General features: G+C 42.3%; 18 protein-coding genes and 1 pseudogene. 3 read left to right on the forward strand and 16 right to left on the reverse strand.

Annotated elements, in window-relative coordinates:
- Positions 1-182: 182 nt before the first annotated feature.
- From BC351_RS31155 to BC351_RS31175, 5 genes are all read right to left on the reverse strand, one after another.
- A complete protein-coding gene (locus tag BC351_RS31155) occupies positions 183-1,463 on the reverse strand; it encodes an IS110 family RNA-guided transposase (protein ID WP_079414877.1) in 1,281 nt (426 codons plus the stop codon).
- A 289-nt stretch (positions 1,464-1,752) separates the two neighbouring features.
- Positions 1,753-2,715, reverse strand: a complete 963-nt coding sequence (gene yjfF / locus BC351_RS31160; RefSeq protein ID WP_079418394.1) for a galactofuranose ABC transporter, permease protein YjfF — start codon at positions 2,713-2,715, stop codon at positions 1,753-1,755.
- A complete protein-coding gene (locus BC351_RS31165; RefSeq protein WP_079418396.1) occupies positions 2,708-3,733 on the reverse strand; it encodes an ABC transporter permease in 1,026 nt (341 codons plus the stop codon). The genes yjfF and BC351_RS31165 overlap by 8 nt, the downstream gene beginning before the upstream one ends.
- Positions 3,734-3,738: 5 nt before the next feature.
- Positions 3,739-5,247 carry a sugar ABC transporter ATP-binding protein gene (locus BC351_RS31170; RefSeq protein ID WP_079418398.1) on the reverse strand — a complete coding sequence of 503 codons (1,509 nt, stop codon included), beginning with the start codon at positions 5,245-5,247 and terminating at the stop codon, positions 3,739-3,741.
- Between the two features lie 99 nt (positions 5,248-5,346).
- Positions 5,347-6,381, reverse strand: coding sequence for an ABC transporter substrate-binding protein (locus tag BC351_RS31175; RefSeq protein WP_079418400.1), 1,035 nt, complete (start codon positions 6,379-6,381; stop codon positions 5,347-5,349).
- Between the two features lie 306 nt (positions 6,382-6,687).
- Between BC351_RS31175 and BC351_RS31180 the strand changes: the two genes are divergently transcribed.
- Genes BC351_RS31180 through BC351_RS31190 form a run of 3 tightly spaced genes read left to right on the forward strand, consistent with a single transcriptional unit; the run spans position 6,688 to position 11,059 of the window.
- Positions 6,688-8,439: a cache domain-containing sensor histidine kinase gene (locus BC351_RS31180; protein ID WP_244209234.1), complete on the forward strand. Its 1,752-nt coding sequence runs from the start codon at positions 6,688-6,690 to the stop codon at positions 8,437-8,439.
- A 6-nt stretch (positions 8,440-8,445) separates the two neighbouring features.
- Positions 8,446-10,092, forward strand: coding sequence for a response regulator transcription factor (locus BC351_RS31185; protein WP_079418404.1), 1,647 nt, complete (start codon positions 8,446-8,448; stop codon positions 10,090-10,092).
- Positions 10,079-11,059, forward strand: a complete 981-nt coding sequence (locus tag BC351_RS31190; protein WP_079418406.1) for a sugar ABC transporter substrate-binding protein — start codon at positions 10,079-10,081, stop codon at positions 11,057-11,059. The genes BC351_RS31185 and BC351_RS31190 overlap by 14 nt, the downstream gene beginning before the upstream one ends.
- Positions 11,060-11,396: 337 nt before the next feature.
- Here the strand turns inward: BC351_RS31190 and BC351_RS44460 are convergent.
- From BC351_RS44460 to BC351_RS31245, 11 genes and pseudogenes are all read right to left on the reverse strand, one after another.
- A pseudogene (locus BC351_RS44460) lies at positions 11,397-11,687 on the reverse strand (sigma factor); the annotation flags it as partial.
- Positions 11,688-11,739: 52 nt separating this feature from the next.
- Positions 11,740-14,133, reverse strand: a complete 2,394-nt coding sequence (locus BC351_RS31200; RefSeq protein WP_079418409.1) for a galactose-binding domain-containing protein — start codon at positions 14,131-14,133, stop codon at positions 11,740-11,742.
- 242 nt (positions 14,134-14,375) lie between these two features.
- Positions 14,376-16,502: a DUF5054 domain-containing protein gene (locus BC351_RS31205; protein WP_079418411.1), complete on the reverse strand. Its 2,127-nt coding sequence runs from the start codon at positions 16,500-16,502 to the stop codon at positions 14,376-14,378.
- A 38-nt stretch (positions 16,503-16,540) separates the two neighbouring features.
- On the reverse strand, positions 16,541-17,374 hold the full coding sequence (locus tag BC351_RS31210; protein ID WP_079418413.1) for a carbohydrate ABC transporter permease: 834 nt from the start codon (positions 17,372-17,374) through the stop codon (positions 16,541-16,543).
- Positions 17,371-18,264 carry a carbohydrate ABC transporter permease gene (locus tag BC351_RS31215; protein ID WP_079418415.1) on the reverse strand — a complete coding sequence of 298 codons (894 nt, stop codon included), beginning with the start codon at positions 18,262-18,264 and terminating at the stop codon, positions 17,371-17,373. Before BC351_RS31215 ends, BC351_RS31210 begins: the two co-directional genes overlap by 4 nt.
- Before the next feature lie 63 nt (positions 18,265-18,327).
- Positions 18,328-19,638: an ABC transporter substrate-binding protein gene (locus BC351_RS31220; RefSeq protein WP_079418417.1), complete on the reverse strand. Its 1,311-nt coding sequence runs from the start codon at positions 19,636-19,638 to the stop codon at positions 18,328-18,330.
- 201 nt (positions 19,639-19,839) lie between these two features.
- On the reverse strand, positions 19,840-21,441 hold the full coding sequence (locus BC351_RS31225) for a response regulator (RefSeq protein ID WP_079418419.1): 1,602 nt from the start codon (positions 21,439-21,441) through the stop codon (positions 19,840-19,842).
- A complete protein-coding gene (locus BC351_RS31230; protein WP_158082291.1) occupies positions 21,438-23,225 on the reverse strand; it encodes a sensor histidine kinase in 1,788 nt (595 codons plus the stop codon). Before BC351_RS31230 ends, BC351_RS31225 begins: the two co-directional genes overlap by 4 nt.
- A 231-nt stretch (positions 23,226-23,456) precedes the next feature.
- Positions 23,457-24,089: an IS6 family transposase gene (locus tag BC351_RS31235; RefSeq protein ID WP_079418424.1), complete on the reverse strand. Its 633-nt coding sequence runs from the start codon at positions 24,087-24,089 to the stop codon at positions 23,457-23,459.
- A gap of 59 nt (positions 24,090-24,148) precedes the next feature.
- The gene (locus BC351_RS31240; RefSeq protein WP_244209236.1) at positions 24,149-24,550 is read right to left on the reverse strand and encodes a hypothetical protein; all 402 of its coding nucleotides are present in this window, start codon (positions 24,548-24,550) and stop codon (positions 24,149-24,151) included.
- 17 nt (positions 24,551-24,567) lie between these two features.
- A complete protein-coding gene (locus BC351_RS31245; RefSeq protein ID WP_079418428.1) occupies positions 24,568-25,143 on the reverse strand; it encodes a TetR/AcrR family transcriptional regulator in 576 nt (191 codons plus the stop codon).
- Positions 25,144-25,367: the final 224 nt, after the last annotated feature.

The raw sequence follows: 25,367 nt of genomic DNA on the forward strand, positions 1-25,367 counted from the left end.
GTGGAGGCCGAGATGCTCTAGTAACGGGTCTGTGCCCTTTGGGAACTACTACTCGGTACTTCCGTGCTTTTCGTCATGCGTGATCCTACGAATGGGCCAACATACGCCCCTAGTTAAAAAGCGTTGCTTCCTTCAACTTTCTGACACTCCAGCGGAGCACAATAAACAATGACTAGGATAAACTAAGCAGCTTGTTGCTGCTCCATGTCCGATTTGAATTCTTCTTGCCGTTTTACCATACCGATGATTATACGTGCTAATTTACCGATTAATTTAAAAATAGAGCGGTGCTTTTTCATCTTCATGACCTGTACATTGTGGATATGCCACTGCTGAAAACTCGGATGATTGTTGACAAGTGTGAGTACCGCTAAATACAAATATTTTCGCAATTGGGGCCTTCCACGCTTTGAAAGGGTCACTTTACCTTGATGCTTGCCTGAACTCTGATTCACGAGGTTCATTCCGGCTTGCGAGAGGATTTGTTGACCGTGCGCATACTTGCTTAGGTCCCCGCACCCTGCCAACAATGCCGAGATCATCAACGTGCTCAAACCCTTCAAGCTCCGTAGTAAGGGGACCTCCGGTAGTGGTTCAAGCAGCCTTTCCAGCTCTTGTTCGAACTCTCGCAGTCGTTCAGCCAAGCGCTCATAGTCCTCAAGAAGCCTTTTCAGATCATTCCGCGCTTCCACGTACCCTACTTTACTGCCGACGGAATTGCGGGCTGCTGCGATGAGTCTGGCAGCGATCTCCATGCCTGTTCTGCCCCCAGCTCGCTTCATTCCGCCTTTTTCCCTCCATAAAGATACCATCTCCAGCGGCGTTAATAGTCCTACATCTGCAGGTAACGGAAAGATCTTGAGTGAGGCCAGGGAACGGACGGTTGTCCAATCCTCAAAAACACGGCAGTACTCGGGAAAGTGGATGTCAAGTAAGCGGAAGATGCGGTTTTTTAGACTTGTTTGCTGTTTCACCCAGTATTCGCGGTCATTCATGACCATACGTATACGCTGGTAAACGTCCCCATGCTGATGATAAGGAAAGTAAAATCCCCGGCTGACCGCATCTGCGATAACCAAAGCATCTTTGAAATCGTTTTTGGACTGACTGTTGTCTCGATTCTCTTTGTTTCTATATGTGGTTAAGGGATTGACCAGAACGACTTCATAGTTGTTTTGCGTTAGCCAGTCAGTAAGATTAAACCAGTAGTGCCCCGTTGGTTCGAGTCCAATGAGGAACGAAGTGAGATTTTTTTGGACTAGTAAGTTTTGAATCCAGCGAAATAATTTTTCGAAACCCTCCCTTCCGTTTTCAAACGAAATAGGTCGTCCGATTTCGATCCCACGGAAATTGACAGCCCGAGCAACGTGTTTTTCTTTGGCAATATCTACACCAACGATAAGATGATTCGTGGTAATTCGTTCGATCCGTTGATTTTCCGAATGTCTTTGTTTAAACTTCATAGTGAGCACTCTCCTGTTATTAGATCATGTTAGTCACTGGCCGGTGATATGATCTTAATGTACAGAGGGTGCTTGTTTTTTGCAAAACCAAAATATTAGCATCTACAGGAATGCTCACCCCCGCGATATGGGCACTTTTGGCTAGAATAGCGGACTGTAGTTCCCTTATCTCCGCGCGAGCAGCCCGGGCAACGGCAGCGTTCACTCCAGAACATATAAATTCTTATTTTTGAACAAAAAAAGGGCATTACTCGACATAACTTGTCAATTAATGCCCTTCCCTCAACTTTTATCTACGTTGCGCCCAGCTTCGTTGACTAAGTAAACGTTGTAAGATAATAAACATAAACAATAAAACGCCAATCACAATCTTCGTCCACCAGGAACTTAAAGTTCCTTCAAAGCTAATAATCGTTTGAATGACACCTTGAATCATAACACCGAAGAAAGTTCCTACAATGTATCCAACGCCTCCTGTGAGAAGTGTGCCACCAATGACAACCGCTGCGATCGCATCCAATTCCATCCCCATTGCGTGCAAGCCATAGCCGGAAAGCATATAAAAGGTAAAGACCACACCCGCTAGTGCTGAGCAGAAACCACTGAAAGCATAGATTAACATTTTGGTACGTCCGACGGGTAATCCCATCAATAAGGAAGATTGCTCACTTCCACCTAATGCATACGTATTTCTGCCAAAACGCGTATAATGTGCAATATAAAAGCCTAAAAACACAACCAATAAGGCGATAATGACACTAATGGAAGCAAAGTTACCACCAGGTAATCTTATCTTCGTTTGAGCCACACTTGTATAGAAGGCATTATCGATCGTAATTGTATTAATGCTAATGATGTAACACAATCCCCTAGCAAGGAACATTCCTGATAATGTCACGATGAAGGGTTCAATCTTGAAATAATGAATGATGGCCCCCATTCCCCAACCAAATAAAGCTCCAATTAACAATACCATTGGTATGACAAGGCCAGGCGGCCAACCGGCTTGGACTAAACTAGCTGAGATCATCGTGGTTAAAGCAATGACTGAGCCGACCGATAAATCAATGCCTCCAGATACGATAACAAATGTCATTCCAACGGCAGTTATTAATAAAAAAGCATTATCAATCAGTAGGTTCATCAGCACTTGTAAGGAAAAGAATCCTGTATAACGAAAAGAACCGATAGCGAACATGAGAATGAATAATCCAATGGTCACTAGAATGGGAATATGCTGTTTCTTAAGCATGCTGTTTGACCTCCCTCTCCGCAGGATAATGGCGCGTTTTCCAACGGAAGGCTATTGATTTCCGGAAAGACTCCGATTGAATTAAACAAACAATTAGAACTACGAAAGCTTTCACAACCAGTGTTATTTCTGGCGGTACACCAATCATATAAATCGTCGTAGTCAGCGTTTGAATGATCAACGCCCCAACCAATGTTCCTGCTAAGTAAAAGCGTCCGCCTGTTAGTGCTGTTCCGCCAATAACTACAGCTAGGATCGCATCTAATTCGTACCATAATCCAGCATTATTCCCATCCGCGCTTGATACATTCGAGCTTAGAATCAGACCCGCGATTGCGGCGCATATGCTGCAGAACATGTATACGAAGAACATAACTGTTTTCGATTTCACGCCAGCAAGCTTACTTGCCGTTGGTTTACACCCAACGGATTCAATGAATAAACCGAGTGCAGTTTTTCTAGTTAAGAGATATGCAATGAGGAATACGATAGCCACGATGAATATGGAGAAAGGAAGAGTCAGCAAGGAACCTGCGCCAATGAACTTATAGTGCGGGTTAGAAATGGTAATTATTTGTCCACTCGTAATTAATTGAGAAACACCACGCCCAGAAACCATTAAGATTAGCGTCGCGATAATCGGCTGCATGCCAATATTGGCAACAAGGAAACCATTCCACACACCTAGAACAAGGGAAATTAACAACGCTGTCCCTACTGAAATAATGACATTCACTAAGCTGCCATCCCCGTTGCTAATCATAAGGCACGCTATCGCTCCCGAAATAGCAACGACTGAACCTACGGAAAGATCCACCCCTTTCGTAGCAGCGATTACTAAGGTCATACCAATGGATACAATCATTAGCGGAGATCCAAAGTTTAAGATATCAATTAGACTGCCGTAAAGATGACCGTCCCTCATTTTTATCGCAAAGAAGTCAGGAGAGTAGATAAAGTTAAATACTAATAATGCGCCTAAAAAAATTAGTGGCCAAAACAAATGATGCTTCACCATGTCTATCAACCTCCCGCAATTGCCTTCATGACATTTTTCTGGCTAATCTCGTCGCCAACCATCTCTTTCACCTTGTGACGATCGCGCAGCACGACGATTTTATGACTGACACGTAAAACTTCCTCTAGTTCAGAAGAAATAAATAGAACTGACATCCCTTTTTGCGCTAGAGACAACACTAATTTCTGAATTTCAGCTTTGGCGCCAATATCAATTCCTCGAGTCGGTTCATCTAAAATCAATAAACTAGGATCCGTGAGCAACCAGCGAGCTAGCAAAACCTTTTGTTGATTCCCGCCGCTTAAGTTCTTAATTAGATGTTCTGGGTTAGGTGGATTAATGTTTAATGCGCGAATATATTCATCTGCCATTTCGTCTTGACGTTTTCTTGAGATGGTTTTAAACCACCCTTGCGACGCCTGAAGGGCTAAAATGATATTTTCCCGAACAGTTAAATCATCGATAATACCTTCCAATTTACGATTTTCGGAACAAAATGCGATGCCTTGATCAATCGCTTGTCTTGGTGAATGAATCGCATCACTTGAACCAGCAATTGTCATTTCACCAGAATCGGCCTTATCTGCAGCAAAAAATAATCTAGCTAATTCGGTTCTTCCAGAACCTAATAAACCCGCTAAACCCACAATTTCTCCTTTATGAATCGTGAGATCTACAGGCTCAATGGAACCTTTCTTCCCAAAATCAGTTGCTTGAATTAAAACTTCATTATGCACTTGAGCAGCTGCATCACCTTTAGGCAATTCTTCTAGCAGCTCAAGGTCTTTCCCAATCATCTTGGAAACCAGCTCTATACGAGGAAGCTCTGCAGCTAAATATTCCCCAATAAATTCTCCATTTCGGAGTATGGTTATTCGATCTGAAATGTCGTAAACCTGATCCAAGAAATGAGTGACAAAAAGGATCGCAAGCCCTTCATTTTTCAATCTGGTCATGACAGCAAATAGTTGTACAACCTCGCCCCTATCTAAACTGGAGGTTGGTTCGTCTAGAATTAACACTTTGGCCGAAATACTTAAAGCTCTGGCAATCGCTACAAGCTGTTGAACAGCTACAGAATACACATGCAAGGGTTGCGTAACGTCGATTTCAAGATTCATTCTCTTCTTCAGTAATTGCCCAGCATCTTCATTCATTTTTTTCCATAAAATGCGACCGAAACGACGTGGTTCACGTCCAATATAAATATTTTCAGCTACGGACAAGTTTGAACAGAGGTTAACCTCTTGGTAAACCGTACTAATACCTGCATTTTGCGCATCAAGCGGGCTAAGAATTCGAACTGGCTGTTTATCCATCTCAACGACACCTTGATCGATGGAGTGAACACCTGTAAGTACTTTAATTAGTGTAGATTTCCCCGCCCCATTTTCACCCATTAATGCATGAACTTCGCCAGGGAACAATCTGAAATTAACATTCGTTAACGCCTTAACACCCGGAAACTGCTTATGAATTCCAGTCATCTGCAATACTGGACCATCCTGTTTCATAGAGCCACTCCTCTCCTATATGAACGAGAGCTGCTCCATGCAAACAAGATGGAGCAGCTCTGCCCTTTTATTTATGCTAAATAGGTTGTAGACAATCTCTTAGTACTGACGGTTCGGCAATTCACGTTTCGCATCTTCGGAAGTAAATACGCCTTCTTTTGTAACGATTCGTTTCGGCAGTTCTTTACCGCTCAGTACATCTTTAGCTGCTTGCATCAATTGCCCACCAAGGAGTGGGTTACATTCTACGATGAAGTTAATTTTCCCTTCGCTTGCCGCTACGAAGCCGTCTTTCACACCATCAACTGAGATAATGATGATATCTTTACCTGGTTTAAGACCTGCTTCTTCAATCGCTTGAATTGCGCCAAGTGCCATATCATCGTTATGTGCGTAGAGAACATTAATGTTCTTATTGGCTTTCAAGAATGCCTGCATAACCTCTTTACCTTTGGCACGTGTAAAATCACCCGTTTGTGAAGCAATGATTTTAAGGTTTGGATTTGATTTAATAATTTCACCAAATCCAGCTTTACGATCATTTGCAGGAGCAGATCCTGTAGTTCCTTGAAGCTCTACGATATTAACTGTTTCTTTCGCATCTTTATATTTGTCAACCAGCCATTTTCCTGCGCTGCGGCCTTCTTCCACGAAATCCGAACCAATGAATGTTTTGTAAAGGGAAGTATCCTTCGAATCTACAGCTCTATCTGTTAAGATAACAGGAATGCCAGCATCTTTCGCTTCTTTCAATACTGTGTCCCAACCGGATTCAACAACCGGTGAGAACGCGATCACATCAACTTTTTGTTGAATATATGTTCGAATAGATTTAATTTGATTTTCTTGTTTTTGTTGTGCATCGGAGAATTTCAATTCAATTCCAGCTTCTTTAGCAGAATCTTGAACGGATTTCGTATTCGCTGAACGCCATCCACTCTCAGCACCTACTTGAGCAAAGCCCATTGTGATTTTCTTGTCAGCTTTAGCTGTAGCTGCTGCTGCTGCGCTTGGGCTTACAGTCGCTGCCGCACTAGTGCTGCTCGCTGTCTTACTATCTCCTGAATTACCACACGCTGCTGTGAACATCATCATTGCTGAAGTTACTAAAACTACCCCTAGAGACTTTTTCATTTATTTTTCCTCCCTTATTTCACCTGTTTGTTTCGGTGTAGCTAAATTATAGGATACGAATTGTGGGAGGGTATACGGAGTTTCATTGACACTTCTTATAAATTATTATTCATTTTTTGATCAACCCGATTTAAAACTTAAATTTTCTATGCCAAAAGTGTAGTTTTTTGTTTCATGATTGCGTTTTCAAAACGATTGATTCATAATTTATAATAAGAATTTGACAAATCGGAACCAATGAAAGGTTATTTTACTATGGGCTTATATCGGAAAATAACTTCTAGCCTTCGAGCCAAACTTTTAACGATGTTTGTTATATTCACATGTCTTCCATTAATTGTTGTTGGTCTCATTTCATATAATAAATCTTACAATACCGTATTTAATAACAGCAAAGCCGCGACGATGATGCTTGCTACACAACTCGCGACAGACATGGATAATGTATTCACAGATACAAAGAAACTCCTCGAACTCGAGAAAAACCCAAATGTTTTGCACTTTTTATTTTCACAAACAGATTCGAATTTAGATGCGCGAGAAATTTTACAAACCATGTCCTCTTATAGACAGACATATCAATATGATAGTGTGCTGAACATAACGATGATTAATCTGTATGGCCGGGGGATTAGTGAGAGGAAGGGTGTGTTTCAACTTAATAAAAACGCATTGCGTAATCCGCATTTTGAATATCTGATTCAGAATCCTGAGGCTGTTTTGAATATACCGCCAGATGATTCTGCTTCATTAGATCCATTGGACGGATTCCTATACAAAAATCATAATATTATCTCGATTGTTTCCACAGTCAAACAGCGGGTTACCCACGAAGTCATCGGATTCATTATTATCGATGTTGATGACAGTATCGTGAAACAGTTTTGTGACAACGTCATTATAGGAACAAGCGGCTTTTTCTATGTCGCAGACAACAAAGGAAATGCCATTTTCTTACCATCTAAAGCCGCTCACAATACGAAATGGACTCAGAATAAAACGATTTCGTCTATTATCGAAAACAAAAACAAAGAATATGTTGATTCTTCTGAAGGTAAACCTGAATTTATTGTGACATCCCCTTCCATGTCTACGGGTTGGAATATCGTTGGTGTGGTACCCCTGCAAGAAATCGTTGAGGAAGCCAATTCCATTCGTCAGCTCATCATCATTAGCGTTATGCTCAGCATCATTTTTGCTATAACCTTGCATTTCTTTGTCTCTAATCGCTTGACTCGACCGGTTCGAATACTCAAAAATAAAATGCAACTCGCTGCATCTGGCTTTCTTGAAGCTAAAGTCGTTCTGGCTGGTACGGATGAAATTTCAGATTTGGGAAACAGCTTCAATATTATGCTCGGGAAAATTCGGATGTTGCTTGACAAAAGTATTAATGAACAGCAAGAAATCAAAAAATCGGAGCTCAGAGCTTTACAGGCACAAATTAACCCGCATTTTTTATACAATACATTGGATTCCATTCTATGGCTGGCGCAATCTGAAAAAAAAGATCAAGTCGTCCAGATGGTCATGGCTTTATCCAAACTGTTTCGTATTAGCTTAAGCAAAGGAAAGGATTCGATCACATTTGAGAAAGAAATTGAGCATCTTCAGAGCTATTTAACCATTCAACAGATGCGATATCGCGATATTTTAGATTATGAAATTGCCATTGATTCAAGCCTATATTCCTTACTTATCCTCAAAATGACATTACAGCCGATTGTTGAAAATGCCCTTTATCATGGGCTTAAGAACAAGCGTGGCAAAGGATTAATTCGAATTACCGCAAGGATTGAGGATGAAGATAATTTTCTTATTGTGATAGAGGATAATGGTAAGGGCATTTCTGAAGATCGGCTTGGGCAGCTGCGCAAAGATTTAATGGAACCACATACGCCCAAGGAAACTGGGAATGAAGTATCCGGAGGGTTCGGATTGCATAATGTTCATCGACGGATTCGCTTATATTATGGGGAATCTTACGGCGTACAGATAGACAGCATTGAAAGTGAAGGAACCATTGTTAGCATTCGAATACCGTGTGATTGGGGATGATGTTGCGTGAAAAAAATACTGCTTGTCGATGATGAAATATTAATTAGGGAAATCATTCGTGATAGTATTGATTGGGAAAAGGAAGGGTTTATTTACAGTGGCGATGCTTCAGATGGAGAGGTCGCACTTCCTATTATTGAAAGAGTCCAGCCGGACATCTTAATTACGGATATTTTAATGCCTTTCATGAACGGTCTTGAGCTGAGCAGCATTATGAGCAAGCAGTTTCCGGATATGAAGATTATTATTATTAGCGGCCATGCCGAGTTTGAGTATGCAAGATCAGCTATGCAAATTGGTGTGCAAGAATACTGCTTAAAACCAATTAGTCCTGCTGAGCTCCTGAAGGTGCTCCATAAAGTCAGCGCTGAAATTGACAAAGAACGAGAAATAAAAATGCAACTCCAACTGCTTAAAGCGAAAGAACATGAAAGTAGTACAATTTCACAAGACAAGCTATTGAATGATCTATGCAGTGGTTTCATGACCACTTCAGAAGTGATGCATCATAGTGCCTCCATTCAATTGAACATTATAGCTCATTATTACATAGTTACCGTGCTAGATTTACGTGAAGCAGAAGCAGACAAGCATGAAGAGATGAATGTTATGCATGACAATGAGCGCTTACTTTTGGACAAATGCAAAATACTAAAGGAGAACTATAAACAGTTGATGTTTCAGCGCAGCCGCTCTGAAAGTGTTTGGATTATTAAAGGCGATACCTTAGAGAATTTAAAGCTCGAATTACAACTATTTCAGGATTTGCAAAAAGCAATCTCAGAAGAAGCCCATTCACTCCCTATCTCTATTGGCATTGGTAGTGTACAAGATCGTCTTCAAAAAGTACATATATCCTTTCTTGATGCCATGGAAGATGTTCATTGGAGAAGGTTATCCCGTCAAAATCGGAATGTGCTAAGTGAGATGAAGACAGCAACCTTAGATCCCACTCTTTTTTTAGATCGTGGTGCTTTTATGGATTTCTTGAAAATTGGGTCACACAACAAATTAAGTTCATTTGTCGCAGATTATGCCGCTGCGTTAGTCGATATCAATTGGCATACCTCTTCAATCGGTTTCTACATTTTAAATGATGTGACCATCGAAGCTTTTCGTTCGAATAAAGATATGTATCGCCACCTTACAGAGCCTGAAAAGGCGCTTCAACAATTCCAGCAAATGATAGGTAATATCCGTACTTGGGAGGAAACCTGTTCTTATTTAACCCATTTAATTGAACAGTTTTGGACATGGCGTTCTCGTATTTACGATAAATATAGCGATATGATTGCAAAAGTTAAAGAATACATCCAATTGAATTTTGAAAAAGATAACTTCTCTTTGCAAGATTCAGCCGAGTATGTAAATTTGAGTCCAAACTACTTGAGCCGAGTATTCAGTCAGGAAACAAGCCAAACCTTTATTGAATATTTAACACAAGTCCGTATTCGAAAAGCGATGGATCTGCTTAAGAGTACATCAGCAAAATCTTATGAAATCGCTTTTTTGGTGGGCTATAATGACCCCCATTATTTTTCAAATTTATTTAAACGATTAACAGGAATGACACCAAAAGAATTTAGAAAAAATGGGACTGCCGATGAAGCCCTCGATATCCTGAAGGGGGATTCTCTTCATGAGAATGATTAAATGGCTGACGATCGGCTGTATGATGTTGCTCATTTTATCTGGATGTAAGGGATCAACGCCGTCCACACCGGAATTATCTTTTTCTGCGTCAAGCACGCCAAAATCAACGATGTCCAACACAAAACATTCCGATCAACTCATTTTTGGTATCATTTATCCGATGACACACCCTTTCTATGAGATGATTACCGATTCCATAGAAAAAGCAAGCAAACCTTATTCCATTCAATTAATTGTCAAAGCCCCTGATGAAATTAATCTGGAACAGCAAATGAGAATGATGGAAACCCTGATTACACAGAAGGTAAATGGAATTGCCATTGATCCAATCGATCCGGTTGCTTTGGTACCTTTAATTAATAAAGCCGTACAATCTGGTATTCCCGTTATTTGTTTCGATTCCGATGTTCCTGACAGTAAACGATATACCTTCATAGGAAGTGATCCGCTGAAAGAAGGTACTCTCATGGGACAAATTATTGAAAGAAATCTGAAAGGTAGAGGAATGATCATGATTGAGGGGAGCTTATCCAAATCACCTCAAATCATCCACCGACTTGAGGGATTACTGCAATATCTAAAAAAAAATACGGAAATACAAGTTCTCGAAATGAGATATCATGATGGGGATAACGAAAAAGCAATTGCGGACCTAGAATCAATGATCAATGAGCATCCTCATTTTGACGCACTTGTCCCTTTGGATATTGTTTCCAGTTCGAATGCAATTCTCGTTTGGAAATCCCAAGGATTAAAGCGTTATGCCATAACATTCGGTATGACTCCTGATGTCAAAGAAGCCTTATTAAATGGTCAAATAAACTCCGTGATTTCTGAAAATGAACATCTATGGGGAGAGGAAATAATTAATCAATTACTCGCAGCTTCTAAACATGCACCTGCCTCTACATGGGTCGACACTGGTTTTCAAGAAATTAAACAAAGTGAAATGGTTGATGAATATTAACCTGTACAACTTAAAAAAACGAAGAACCCGCCTGTTTTGTTGAATCAACAGGCTGGTTCTTCGGTTACCGCGGCCACTGTACCGTTGGCGAACACCCTAAGACTTTTCTTAGGGCAACCAGCCGCCCATCCCGGAACCTGACAACCTGCTTCGCCTGCTCCGCAACCTGCCGATCAAGCGTAATCACAATAATCGTCCAGCGTTGCTGATTCAACCGCCCGAAAATATCCATAATCTCCACACCGGTCTTCGATATCCCACGCTCCCGTCGGCTCATCGCCTGGAATACGAACGGCTCTCGCTGCTTTCGTGACATTCTGCGATAAATAGCGACAGATTTGCCCTGTACAGCATCCACCACATCATCCGCCTCACTGCCGAGGATGTCGATCAACGTAATTTCATTCCCCTCTTTGTCCGTTCCAATGGGATCATGCAGAGACACATCTTTCCGCGTTTTCTTCAGCGAACACAGATGCATCAGGATCTCGTTCTCGTTACACCGAGCCGCGAAAGTGGCGAGCTTCGTTCCTTTGTTCGGCGAGAACGATTCGATCGCTTTGATCAATCCGATCGTTCCGATGGAGATCAAATCCTCCAAATCTTCCCCTGTGTTGTCGAATTTTTCCGACAAACTCAAGGGTCTGCCGGTTACAATAATTTTTAATTAAATTACCACATTAATTCGCCGGTTCAAGTACCCATTGGGCACTCCAATCCGTTTGTCCAATTGTACTTACCTCTGCATAGCCTAACTGATGCTGAACATTGATATATTGATTTGTTTGCCAGCGATTATTAATCTTTTTATATCCGCTGTCCGTATCGACGAGCTTCCACTGTGCGCTCCACCAATCCGGTTGTCCTAAAGAACCATATTGTAACCAACCTTTTAAATCCTGAATATGCAAATAAGCGCCGGTACTTCTATTCTTTATTCTCACATAGCCATTATCCGAATTTTCAAGTGCCCATAGCGCGCTTGTCCAACCCGGTTGTCCTAGAGGGCCTATTTCAACTTTACCGGTATTATTTTGGATATTTAAATAATTGCCAGTTAATCTGTTTTTAATCTTGTAATCCATAAGCGGAACCATTTCATTGACCACGTAATGACCCCATTGCAAATTAGCGTTATTGATTTTCAGTCGAATCCCCTTCATCCCTGTACCTGAACTAAAAGATACCGACTTTGATTCAAGTGTCGAATTGTTTGCAGTATAAGTCATGTTTCCAGATGAAGCAACTGTCGTCCAGTTCGTGTTTCCATCTGCTGATACTTGTACGTCAAAATTCGTGATCCCTTGACCTTTGCAATATTTACAATAGATTGTAACACCATAGAATTTTTGCGGAATTGCATAGTTCATCGTGAAGTACTGTGGGAAAACCGGATTGTCAACGCTTGCAAATGCAGTGTCCATGTTACCATCGATAGCATTATGTGGCAGCAGCTCTTCTTCTTGATCAACATTCGTTGAATAAGCAGACACACTTTGAATTGCGGAATTGTAATGAAGCTTGATGTACTGCATATCGCTAACAGGAATACTGAAGGTACCATCACCATTATTTGTAAAGCTTGCAGAACCGGTCGAAATCCAATTATGATCGGCATCATAGTAACCAATGTCGGCACTGTCAGGTAAGAGATAGGATATTTTAAATGTGCCTCCCCCATTTAAGCCCATGAGCATAAGATCATTTGTGTTTTTGATTGCAAATCCCATACCAGAATTAGAAGTATTAAAATTAATGTTTAGAGTGCCAATTGATTTGCTTTCATTGCTGCTTTGATTAGTATCGGCCGTATGGAAATAGGCAATGTTCACTCTGTTCTGATAAGTTGTCAGATAGGGTTCTTTAGCTAATTGCTTATTCATATTCGATATAGAAGCAGCGCTGGCGTTCCAACTGTGGTCCAAATTAACCATTGTGTCTCTATTGGCGGCATCACTGTCATTAGCCTCCCAAACAAGTTGATAAGTATCATAATGAATGGCGCCGGCTTGATAGGCGTTCATGGTTAAGGTTGGAGCATTGGAATAAGGGGTGTTCTCGGAAATTGATAGATACTTAAGATGCCTGTTAATTTTCCAATATATATCGCTAATATTGTTCGTATAAGGATCCATGCCCCAGAAATCAATATTTGGCGCATTGGCTAGTAAATAATTCGTGATACTATCGGTTACACACCAAAAATTCATACGTGTGTAGATCGAATAATTACTTTGCTTGATCACTTGAGCCAACTGGTCTTGTCGCTTGGCAAACTGATAGTCAGCAAATGCACTTCCGCTGGTAAAGCCAGATGCATTGTATGCTGCCGTGGTATCTGCATCATAAGAACGATCCCATTCGCCGCCTGTTATCGGTCTGCACGCGACGGTATTAACTTGAGCTTCATTGTTCACTTGCATGCCAATGGTTGTATGATGAGTGTCATAGGCTGCAAGATGGTCAACGATAGCTTGTATTGCAGCCTTTTCTCTATTCAGTGTATCGGGATCAGCCATGCTGTAAGCGGTACATCCGCCATCGTAAACGTGGTTATCGGTATAGGTTGAACCATTCGAGTTGATATGTTTGGAAGAAACGGTAGGATTATCTTTGATATAAGAAGGCATGAATTTTGTACATCCCCCGCCCGCTACATTAGTTCCAAACCAGAGAACTTCCAGCTTCAAACCATTGTTATAGCTGTTATTGATGAACGAATCCAGCCATGTCCAATCATAATTAGCTTGTGTAGGCTCCATCATGCTCCATGGAAGTGGCACACTGATCGTGTTAAAACCTTGCGACTTGGCGTCTGTATAATAACTTGCCGTATCGGCTAACGTCTTTCCGTTCAGCCAAAGCATACGGTCTACGCGCAGTTGAACCGCTAGCGGATTGAAAGGCTTACCGTCTACTTGAATGTATTCTTTACCATCTGCTGATGTTGTTAGCTGAGAAATGACAGCTGCAGCACGAGCTTTAGACGGAGCCACTAGAGAAATCGAAAAGAATATGGCCACTAATACCCAAACTAGTAATGGTTTAAAATGATAATGTCTGATCTTCCTCATGAAATTCCCTCCTAATTATTGTTGTTCTTGTTATTCGAATAGCTAATAGTTGATTAATTCATCGCATCGCATCGCATCCCTTCAAATCTTAGGTAGCGCTTACATTACGAATTATAAATCAATAATAGCGCTTGTAATGATCCATTATTATCGTATTTCTAGTCCAACATTACTGAGGTTCAACCAAGTCGGTAAAGCTCCGACTGTCACCGTTCGGAGCTTTACCGGATTCATCATTATCGTTAACTAGTGAGATACGAATTGAACTCAAGTTTAAACCTGAACTTGGCGTCGCCTTCATACCACATCGGAAAGTTGGTTCCCCAAATATTATTGTGAAGGTTAAAATGCATACCTTGACTCAGCGGAGCAAACGTGTTGTTAAATTGTAATAGCCGTCTTTCACCAGGGGAAACGATCGCGGTATCCAGCGATTCGATTGCAATGGAACCATCCAATCCCTGATAGGAAACACCTTTTTCAATGCCGTGAAGGTTGCGGTTTCCGTCCTTAACAATATGAAGCGGGGAAATTCGCTGCCCCATTTTATCCATGACCCAACGCGTTGGATCATCTACCACCGGTGTGATGGAAAACCAGCTTGCCTCAGGCAATCTGCAAGCTTCTTTGCCTGACCAAAATAAATCGATCCCGATTGTATGGCTATCCTTAAAAAACTTATAGAGGATTTCCAGATTAGCGGGAGCTCCGTAAATTTCCTCGGCCTGCTGCGGCAGCTTCAATGCCGCCACAACGAGATCCGCTTCTTGCGTTTCGTACCATCGAAGACCAACCAAGGTTGGTTGATAAAGTCTATGCTTCGGCATTGGACTGGCATACTCGAAGCCTGGTTTGCCAAAATCGGCGTCCGCCCACGGATGTGTCTCTTTCAGATTCTCCATATAATGCGTAAACCAGTGAAGGTAGTTTTCTTGCCCAAAGGTTTCATAGCCAAAAACTCCGATTCGATGAGCCTCATCAGCCCAAACTTTCCCTTTTGTGTCCGCCAAATGGGCGATGGAACCATCATCACCAAATGCAACTTCAAATCTGCTCACTGAATAGCGCATCGCACTCTTCCATTCTACAGCTTCGCAGAGTTCCTCATCCTTTGAGCGAAGCTGCAGCTGCTCTAAAGCCGCACGCGCCTCCTGTTGCATATCTGTTCGTAAGCCCTGAATGGCTTGATCGATATATTCGCGTTGTTCCTGCCAGGACTGTTCAAGTACAGAATACTTCTTCTCCTTCTTCTCAGCCGCAAACAACCCCTTGGATAGCTGATCGGATTCATTCATGGCAAAGGAACTGATATACTTAAACTTATCGGGAATGTCATCCAAATTAATAACATCTTTCATACGAGCGGAATGAAACTCCGCCTTGGCATAATGACGGAAATCTGGCAAAAACTTTTTCACATCCATACCCCAAGTATGCTCCGCTACAAGAAGGAGCGCTTCGCTCATGCTCTCGAAATCTTCGCTTCCTTCCGTCAGCTTCCCTTCATCCAGCCATTTATGCCTTAACCGCACCAATTCGCGGAATTTTGCAAGTTTGAGTGGATCCGTCGCTGCACCATGGATCCAGGTATCGCCGATTTCATCTTGAATGACGGGAAGCTGATCACGCACGCCTATTAACTTAGCGGCAAATGCATCCATGGTAGAAGCTTTAATGTCCGCCCCAGGATACCTGCGGGCAAGTTCTTCAAATTGCTGCTGGATATCATCTGCGCTTGGCGGGCCGCAATTATCACCCGTATGGGCAAATACCAGTACATCCTGTAACCCATCAATAGCAAGCGCCTCGCCATAATTTCCCGCATAATTCACGATCACTTCCGATCCGTCCTGCGCTTGCCAGCGAAAAACATCCGGAACAGACGGCTTCTTGGATGCCGGATTGACACCCAGATGCAAATAATGAATCCCTGCCTTCTGCATATGAGGCACCATTGCAATCGTATGCCCCGGCACGTCTGTCATTTTAGCAGCGATGGTCTTTTTTCCATATGTTTGATCCAGTTGAGTCGCAATCGACAATCCGTATTCAAATAAGGATTCGTCCAATAATTCCGTATGCGTGGTAAAAGGAAGCCCATGCCATGCGATATAGCCTTTCGATATGGCTTCCTCCATCATAGCTCTCTGGCTTTTGTTTGCTTGCCGCAAGTAATGATGGATCAACCATGAGCCCGTTGTCCAAATAAATCTTGCTTGGCCATTCCTGCTCTCCAACTGTTCTGCCAAACGGATCGCTTTCGGTATAAATTCTTCCGTGTATCGCTGGATGACATTTGCAGCCAAGTCTGTAAACCCGATGTCCAAATGTGTTTTAAAAATCACATGTACGGTTGAAACTGATGCCATTCCTGCACATCCTTCCGACTTTCTCTATTAATCTCTCTTTAGCCCTTTACTGCACCAGTCACAATACCGCTGATAATGTAGCGCTGCATAAATAAATAGAAAAGCAATAATGGAGCAATTCCGAGCACCAACATGGGGAAAAACGACGTCCAATCCGTAGAGAATTGGCCGATATTCCGAAAAACCTCAAGAAGAATGACTCCCTTTTCCCTGGATTGCAGGAATAGCAAGGGAGTGTAGAAATCGTTCCAGGCCGTCAACGAATCCAGAATACCTACGGTAGCAATGACGGGCAATAAAAGTGGAAACGTGATTCTCCGGAACGTTCCGAACACGCCGCAGCCGTCTATAGATGCAGACTCCTCCAGCTCAATTGGTACGGTTGCGATGAAGTTTTTAATTAGAAAAACGTTGAATGAGATCATGGTGAAGATATTGACCAGGATGACAGCGCTGAACGTATCAACAAGGCCGAATGATTTCATTAGTTTAAACAAAGGGATCGTGGCGACCTGAAAGGGAATGGTAACACCGATCAGAATAAAGTAAAACAAAATTTGATTGATGCGGTTTGGGCGACGAGCAAACGTATATGCGGCGAGTGAAGCTAAAAGAATAACGCCAACTACGGAAGTAACGGTGATCAAGACATTGTTCATAAAAACGCGCGGGTAATTCATCGTCTGCCAGGCTTTGATATAACCAGAGATCATAAAATGGTTAGGCAGCGCTAAAGGATGGAGCGCGGCCTCTGCCGACGTCTTTAATGTGGTTACAAGCAAGTAATAAATAGGAACTACCATGACGGCTGCCAGAAGGAGCATGATGACTTCCAGAGCTATGTTAATTCGCCTTGCAGATAGGGTGTTCATGATACTCCGTCCTCCCATCTTTTGAGAACTTTGATTTGTAAGGCCGCCACAATAATGACGATGATTGAGAATACGACGGCAAATGCGGAGCCGTAACCAAACTGAGATTCGGAAATACCTTTGTTCATTAATGTAATGACAATGGTCTCTGTCGAATGCCCCGGTCCTCCGCCAGTCATTGCAAATACAACATCAAATACTTTTAGCCCACCGATCATGCTCATTACTGTATTAAAAGTAATGGACGGCGCCAGAAGCGGCAGCGTAATTTTCCAAAAAGTCACCCACCCGCCGGCTCCGTCAAGTTCTGCAGCCTCGTAATAGTCTTTCGATATGCCCTGCAAATTGGCCAAATAGATGACCATCGCATAGCCGGTCCACTGCCATACTTGCGTAATGATGACCGAATACAGCGCAAGTTTCGGATTTCCCAGCCAATTGATTTTGCTTAATCCCACACCTTGAAGAAGTTGATTGAGCAATCCGTAATCTGTTGTAGACATAATATACGACCATAGAAAACCGACGACTAACGGACTTAAGACTGCGGGTGCAAAAAATACAAGTCTTAATAGATTTTTTGTCTTTAAATGACGATTTAATACAACGGCAAGCGGAATAGCTAGGCCGTTTTGCAAAACGGTCATGGCCAAAGCATAGATGATCGAGTTTTTGATCCCCGTTGAAACAGTTTCATCTTGAAACAAGCGAATATAATTTTGCAAACCAATAAAATGCATGCTCGGCTTGTACAACGATAAATCCGTAAAGCTGTATATAAACGTATTGATAATCGGGTACATATAGAAAATGGAGTAACCGATTAGCGCAGGCAGTAAAAAGGATATAAAAATGAACTCCTTCTTCCAGTGAAGCCTAAACACTCTCATTGAGAAATCACCTCTAAAAGAGGGATGTGGAAATCATGATTACCACATCCGCCCTTATTGTTATTATTTTATCGCATTTCGGAGCTCGTCCGCCTTCTTATCAACATTCTTTAAAACGTCATCGATAGATTTAGCGCCTGACAAGTGATCTTGTAATAGCTTCCCGATTTCCGTGATCACGCCATCTCCAGACAGGACTCCCCAGTTCCCCCACGGTACATAGACATGCCCTTCTTTGAATGCATCTGCCGAGTCGGCGTATTGTTTCGGCAAGCCGCTATTATCTGCACCTTTCAAGAATGAGGTTCCGAAATTATCTTTAATAAGAGCCGTCTGCGCTTCATTCGTTGAAGTTAAGTCCAAAATCTTCATGACTTCCGCTTTATGCTTGCTGTTCTTGTTGACAGACCAAGCGCTGCCCGGACCGCCGATCAGCCAGCCGGATCCTTGTGCAGAGCCCGGAATCGGGAACATGCCCAAATTCAAATTCGGATTCTTTTTCATTAAACCATCATATGCCCATGGACCTGACTCCCACATCGCCGCTTTGCCTGTAGCGAATTCATCCTGCGCTTGATCGTAATCTATGCCCAGCATATCCGGTGTAAGGTTTTTCTTTTGAACCGTCTGATCCCATTTCGTAAATGCGTCTTTCCAGTTATCAAAAAGCTTTTTACTGCCTTTACCGAATTCCTCATCAAAGTTTTTGTTTTCTGGTTTGGAGTAAAAATCGTTCAGTGCAACGCCGATCGATTGTTTCATCATCGGTTCCCATGATTTAGCGCCCATGGCTTGTGGTTTAATACCGGCAGCACGCAAAGCATCATGAGCTTTCATCCAATCGTCAAATGTTTTCGGTGGCTGAATCCCTGCTTTGACAAAGAGATCTTTGTTATACCAAATGCCCTCGAACCATGACTGCAGCGGTATCGAGTAAACCTTGCCACCTACCGTGAAAGGCTTCAATCCGGTTTCGTAATATTTAGAGACAAATGGCTGAGAGGTCAGGTCCTCCAGATATCCCGCTGCAGCCCATTTCGCATCTCCGCCTTCAAGGATATCCGGTCCCTCACCGCTGGCTAGATACGTAGTCACCACATTACTATATTGTTTGTTGTCAATAAACTGGTACTGAATGTCATAATTAGGAAATTTCTCTTTGAGCATTTCCAAGTATGTTTTCCGGCCTTCTTCTTTATTAAACCCTGCGATCTTAATCGTAACCTTTTGCGATTTTTTTGCCCCGCTTTCTGTACTTGCTGCTGTTGATGAGGACGTAGGCGATGCTTGATTCGAGCTGCCTGTACTGCATCCCGTCAGGGTGACGGATACTAATAAAACCGATAAAGCCATCCATGATACCGTTTTCTTCATGCTATAAACCCCTCTCTTGTATTTATGTAACGCAATCTTGCCTATCTAGTCTTCGATAGCGTTTACATGTTTATTGTAACCTGTCTGATCATCACGTAATGATCCGTTATATTGGAATTCCTAACTCAATATTACTGACTTTGAAACGCTTACAATGAATACAGAAAAAGCTGCACATAGATGCACAGCCGATCTCTTGATCTACATATTTCCTCTTTGAGTCCTGTATTCTTGCGGCCCAATGCCGTTTAGCTTTTTAAACATCTTCGTAAAATAACTTGGATTCTCATAGCCGATTTCAAGTGCGATCTCGTAATTTTTGAGTTTCGTTTCCAATAGTAGCGCTTTCGCTCTCTCAATTCGATATTCCGTTAGATAATCCCATATGCTGAGGCCCGTTTCTTTCTTAAACAAGTAACTGAAGTAGCTTTTGCTGACGGCGACAGCCTCGCAGATTTGTTCCAAAGAGAGATTGGTATGATACCGCTCCTTGATATATTGCTTAGCTTTGGAAATGAGCGGGTTATGTTCGGTTCCTTCATTTCTAAGTATACCGCTTAGCTCCTGTAATATCTGGAACATGAACTCCTGCAGCTCTTTGAGCGAGCGATGCTCTTTGCCCTCAGAAAGACGAACTCCGTCCAACATTTGGAAAGCCGCATGTTCATTACGATTCCATAGTTTCATTTTCAACACAAATATCAAATCATGACACCTGCGGTACACATCGTCAATTTTCATATTCAGTTTAATGTCCAGTACGCTTTCGAGTTGATCGGACAAACGATTGGCAGCAGGAAAGTCCAGCCATTGGTCCACTATGCCGAATAGCGACTGGATGAAAGCTTCGTTATTGTCTTTGTTAGAGAGCTTTCGTTCTTGCACAGATAGAACATATACTAAGGATTGCCCGTCTTCATAGAAGAACCTGATCTTGAGCGCATCAAGTGATTCTCTATAAGCTTCATGCAAGCCGCTAATTGCTGTTTTCACATGGCTAATGCCTATGATAACTTGTACACCAAGTAATTCCGCTACGGACTGCAACAACTCCTTCACTTTAGCCAGATTAAAATCTTTATTAAGAGCAAATATCCATTCGCCCGGAACATTTTCGAATACAATGTCATGGAACTCAATTGTACCTTGCTTGGTGCTTCTTTCATGGTGAATCTGAAAAAGGCATCTTTCAAGCGTTGTTCTTATCTCGCTTGGTACAGCCTCAGTAAATCTAGCCATGTTTTCTTCCAGGCGCAGCTGTTCGCTATATGTCATGCTCTCTGTTTTCATAACGGCAAGGTGATAAGGTGTACCGAAGTTATATTCTCCAAAGGCTTCTTGTAACAGTGATGGTGTGTAAAGAAGCTTTCGCCAGTATTGCTCAGCCTGCATCAGCTTCATTTCTCTTTCCCGCTCATGCTGCTCCGCGGTCGATCGCCATTCTTTCTGAATTTCTTGCAATACACCCACAAGCTCATGTTCATCGAGCGGTTTAAGCAAATACCCTTTTGCACCATTCTTTATCGCTTCACGGGCGTATTCGAATTCCGCATAAGCGCTAATGATCACGATATACAAATCCGGTTTGAACTCGAGGGCCTGCTTGATCAATTGCATACCGTCAACGTTTGGCATCCGAATGTCGGTAATCAGCAAGTCGGGAGACGTTTGCTTCATAAGCTCCAAAGCCATTGATCCATCCATTGCCGTTCCGACAATTTCTATGCCTAAAGCTTCCCAATCGATAATATGCTCCATAAGCTGTAAGGTTAAAATTTCATCGTCCGCAAGCAGCATTTTCATGATGATTCCTCCTTAAATGGGATTACTATTTGAACACTGGTACCTTGCTCCAAGACTGACTCTATCGTAAGTCCATACGCTTCGCCGTACTTCATCTGAATTCGATGATGGACGTTAATCAGGCCAACCCCTCCTTGGGTCGTCTCCTCGCCCGGCTTCCCCTCAAGCTTGCTGCATAATCTGTCAGTGTCTTCAGGAGTCATGCCGACTCCATCATCGTGAACAGATATAATCAAGTGGTTCATTCTTTGAACTATAATTCGAATATTTCCCTGATTTCGATTGTGAAAGGCATGCAAAATTGCATTTTCCACAATAGGTTGCAAGGTAAGCTTTGGCATCAAATTTGTTTTCAAAACATCATCGCATACAATCTGATAATGAAAACGATCCGGATATCTAAAGTTCTGGATTTGCATATAAACTTCGATATGCTGAAGCTCATTAGCGACTGTCACTACATCCTGAACATTGTTGATTGCATACCGCAGCATACTGCCAATCAAAGTAACCATCGTGCTAATGTCCTTATTTCGGCCGGTGACGGATAATGCTTTAATCGACTGGAGCGTATTATACAGAAAATGAGGATTGATCTGGCTCTGTAATGCCCGCAGTTCCATGACTTTGCCATGAATTTGATACGTATACACATCCCGTGTCAAAGAGGTGACATTCTCGATCAGGGAATCAATTCGATAAGTCAGCTTCTCTATTTCCTCCGTACTCGTATCGTACAACTTAATCGAAGTATCTCCTCTTTCAATTTGCTGCATTTTCTGGATTAAACGAACGATGGGTCGAGTTAGCTTGGATGAAATGAAGAAAGAAGCAGCAATAACCAATAGGATACATATGCCTATCGCCAACCCAAAGTAGATACCAATCCGATGGGTATGCTCGCTGATCTCATTCGCGGGAATTAAGGTCACGATTTTCCACCTGGTTATCTTGGATGTATCATATACCACTGCGAATCGCTTATCGCCATCATTAAGAAAAAAATCCCCGGAATCAGCATCCATATATTTTCTGACAGTTGAAGCAATACCGTCGATATGAAGATTAGCAGCTGGCTTATACAAGGGCTGTCCCTTTTCGTCGATGACCATTAAAAATCCTGTCTTTTCGAACCTTGTCTCTTTGGCCAGTGACTGAATCTCACTTACGTTGAGGTTGCATAACAGCATCGGATATGATGTTCCCAGTGGACGGGAAAAGTTATAAACCGGCGCTAGAGCCGAAACAATCATTTCGTCCGAACTTGCGCTTGAATAATAGTCTTGTGGGTGTACCCCGATAAAGTTTACCCGAAAATAGGAAAAGTTTTGCTTGGCAAACCACGGCTGCTTATGAAAGTTATACTCTTTAATAACCGCAGAGCCGGTTTGGTCTATAGCAGTGCCATTCACATCAAGCACAATAAAATCTTTGATGATTGGATTGAACTTTTGCAAATTTTGCATATAATCTTCAAGCCGACGTTGATTATTTAATAAGGCTGGATAATCGCCTGGGTTTATCGGTTGAACGGATTCATTGAGTATGGAGCTGCTTGCTGTTTGCTGCATCAACGTAACAACTTGAGAAAAAAGCGAATCGATATTGCTTTTCTTCTCTTCCACAACCTGCCGGGTATATTTCAATATCTCATTAAACATGGTATTTGAGATATAATAGTAAGTTAGACCACCAAATAAAGAGATCACAATTGTAAAAATGAGACAAGTATACAAGACAATATAACTACGTATCGTTCTAATCTTGAAGCGAAGCTGTTTCATGGTCATAGCTCCCATTCAGAGAAATATCTATATTCGGTAAGCGCTATCAACTTATGTTGATTATAGGGCATTTCCACATTGTTTGCTAAGTCAATATTTCTGTTTTCTAATTCAATAATACTATTTTAAGGAATCGCAAATTATTCCAAGCAAAAAAATAGCGATATGCCAGCTCTGGTTGTGGTGCAAGAATCTAAAATGGATAGCAATTACCCAGAAATTTTGATTTAACTATGCCACTATACCAAATATTATATTGAGCCATTCAACAGCAGATAGGACAGACGAATTATTTTCCGCCTGTCCTTTCCTAATCATATGCATGGCCTCGATTCCCTTCAACGTCTGTTCTGCAGTGTGAAACGTTTTGAAACCGAGATTTGGTTTCGTAATTTTCTTTATGAATCGATGATCTTGTTCCACAATGTTGTTTAAATACTTTGTCTGTCTAACCAAAGTTTCTTTTGGCATAGCTTTTTCATTTATGGTGAATGCTTTTGTAAAGAAACGCTTAGCTGCTGGCATATCTCGATTTTCAGATAACATAAAATCAATCGTTTTCCCCATAGAATCAACCGCTCTATATAAATACTTCCATTGACCTTTGACTTTGATGTAAGTTTCGTCCGTTCTGGACGAATCATTTGTAGGTCTTAAATAGGGGCGGATTCGTTTGTCTATTTCGGGCCCAAACTCATGGACCCATCTCATGATTGTCGTATGGGAAAGATCCAATCCCCGCTCGCTCATTATTTCTACGATGTCTCGATAACTTGAACTATATTTTAAATACCATCGAACTGTTAGTAAGATGATTGACGATTCATACTGCTTCCATTTAAATAAATCCAATTTTGTTTCCATACTAAGTTGCTCCAATCCCATGACTTCATTATCATGAATTAGACATTTGATGAATGGGTCTAGCGCCTGAAGATGAGAATGGCAATCACTAGAAGCAGTGCGCTGCAAACGGCCTGCTCGACTTTCATCCATATCGGTAAAGACAGGAAGAAAAGTACGGCGGTGAATGCGACGAGCAATAAGGTCACGACGATACGCAACCGCATCAATGCACGCGGTTTACCTGTGGCGGCCCGATTTGCAAAGACTAAAGTCAAGACCGATGTAGCCGCGATGATGATGCCGCGTACCCAAGCCTCCGGGTTTACGAGGTTTGGTGCAGTGTACGATAAAATAATGATCGCCGCGACGGTCAGCCAGCTTATCAAGAGATAGAAAGAGACAAGCCATCTGACGAGATGGAGAGCTGGTTTTGCCTTTTGTTGATTCGCATGGTTGGCAGCCAAATTTTTGTCCATCATTAAATTTCCTTTCTGCGCTATGAGAGAGCCGTGGCTTTCTCGAAAAGCTGAATGGCTTGATTGATGTAGTGTTCGAAGTCCAGGTTTGGGTGCGTTGTGAAGTGGAAGGATGCTCCATCAACCACGGCACGGATGACAAGCGCCATCACCACGGGATCGAAGGAACCGAACTCACCGGCTTTCTGGCCGGATGACAGCAGCGTCGTGAGCGGCGTAACTGCGTCGGAACCGTCGCTCTTGAGCCCGCCATTTTCTTGAATCCAATGAACGGCGTTGACATGAGCGGCATGTTCAGCGATGAAGTGCAGATTCGAGGACAGGTACGCACGGAGTTTGTCACGACAGGTCTCGACCGCCATGATTCGTTCGGTCATGTATGAGGCACCATTCTGATAGAGCGTGATGACCAGCTCCTCATAGATCGCTTCCTTCGTCTTGAAGTGATATAGAATGGTGCTCTTGCTAGTCTCTGCTTCCTTGGCGATCCTTTCGACGGATGCAGCAGCGTAGCCCTCGCGATTGATGACGACGATCGCGGCACTGACAATATCTTCACGTCGGGCTCGTTGAGTGCGTGTAATCGACTTTTGCATAAATAATTAAACCTCCTGATTTAATTTTAGACCACGCGGTCAATTTTTGTCAATGTTGAATCCGTCTATAATCTTTACTAGTATCGGCCCCGTAACCTACCCTTTCTTACCGTTCTTCGCAAGAAAATTGTGCCATACTAATCTGCGCGAGGAGATAAGCTCCTTCACTATCGTTCTGTTTCGGACATTCAATCCTGTAATATGCCAGTTAGCATAACAGGCCA

The sequence above is a fragment of the Paenibacillus ferrarius genome, from assembly GCF_002027705.1.
GTDB classification, from domain to species: domain Bacteria; phylum Bacillota; class Bacilli; order Paenibacillales; family NBRC-103111; genus Paenibacillus_E; species Paenibacillus_E ferrarius.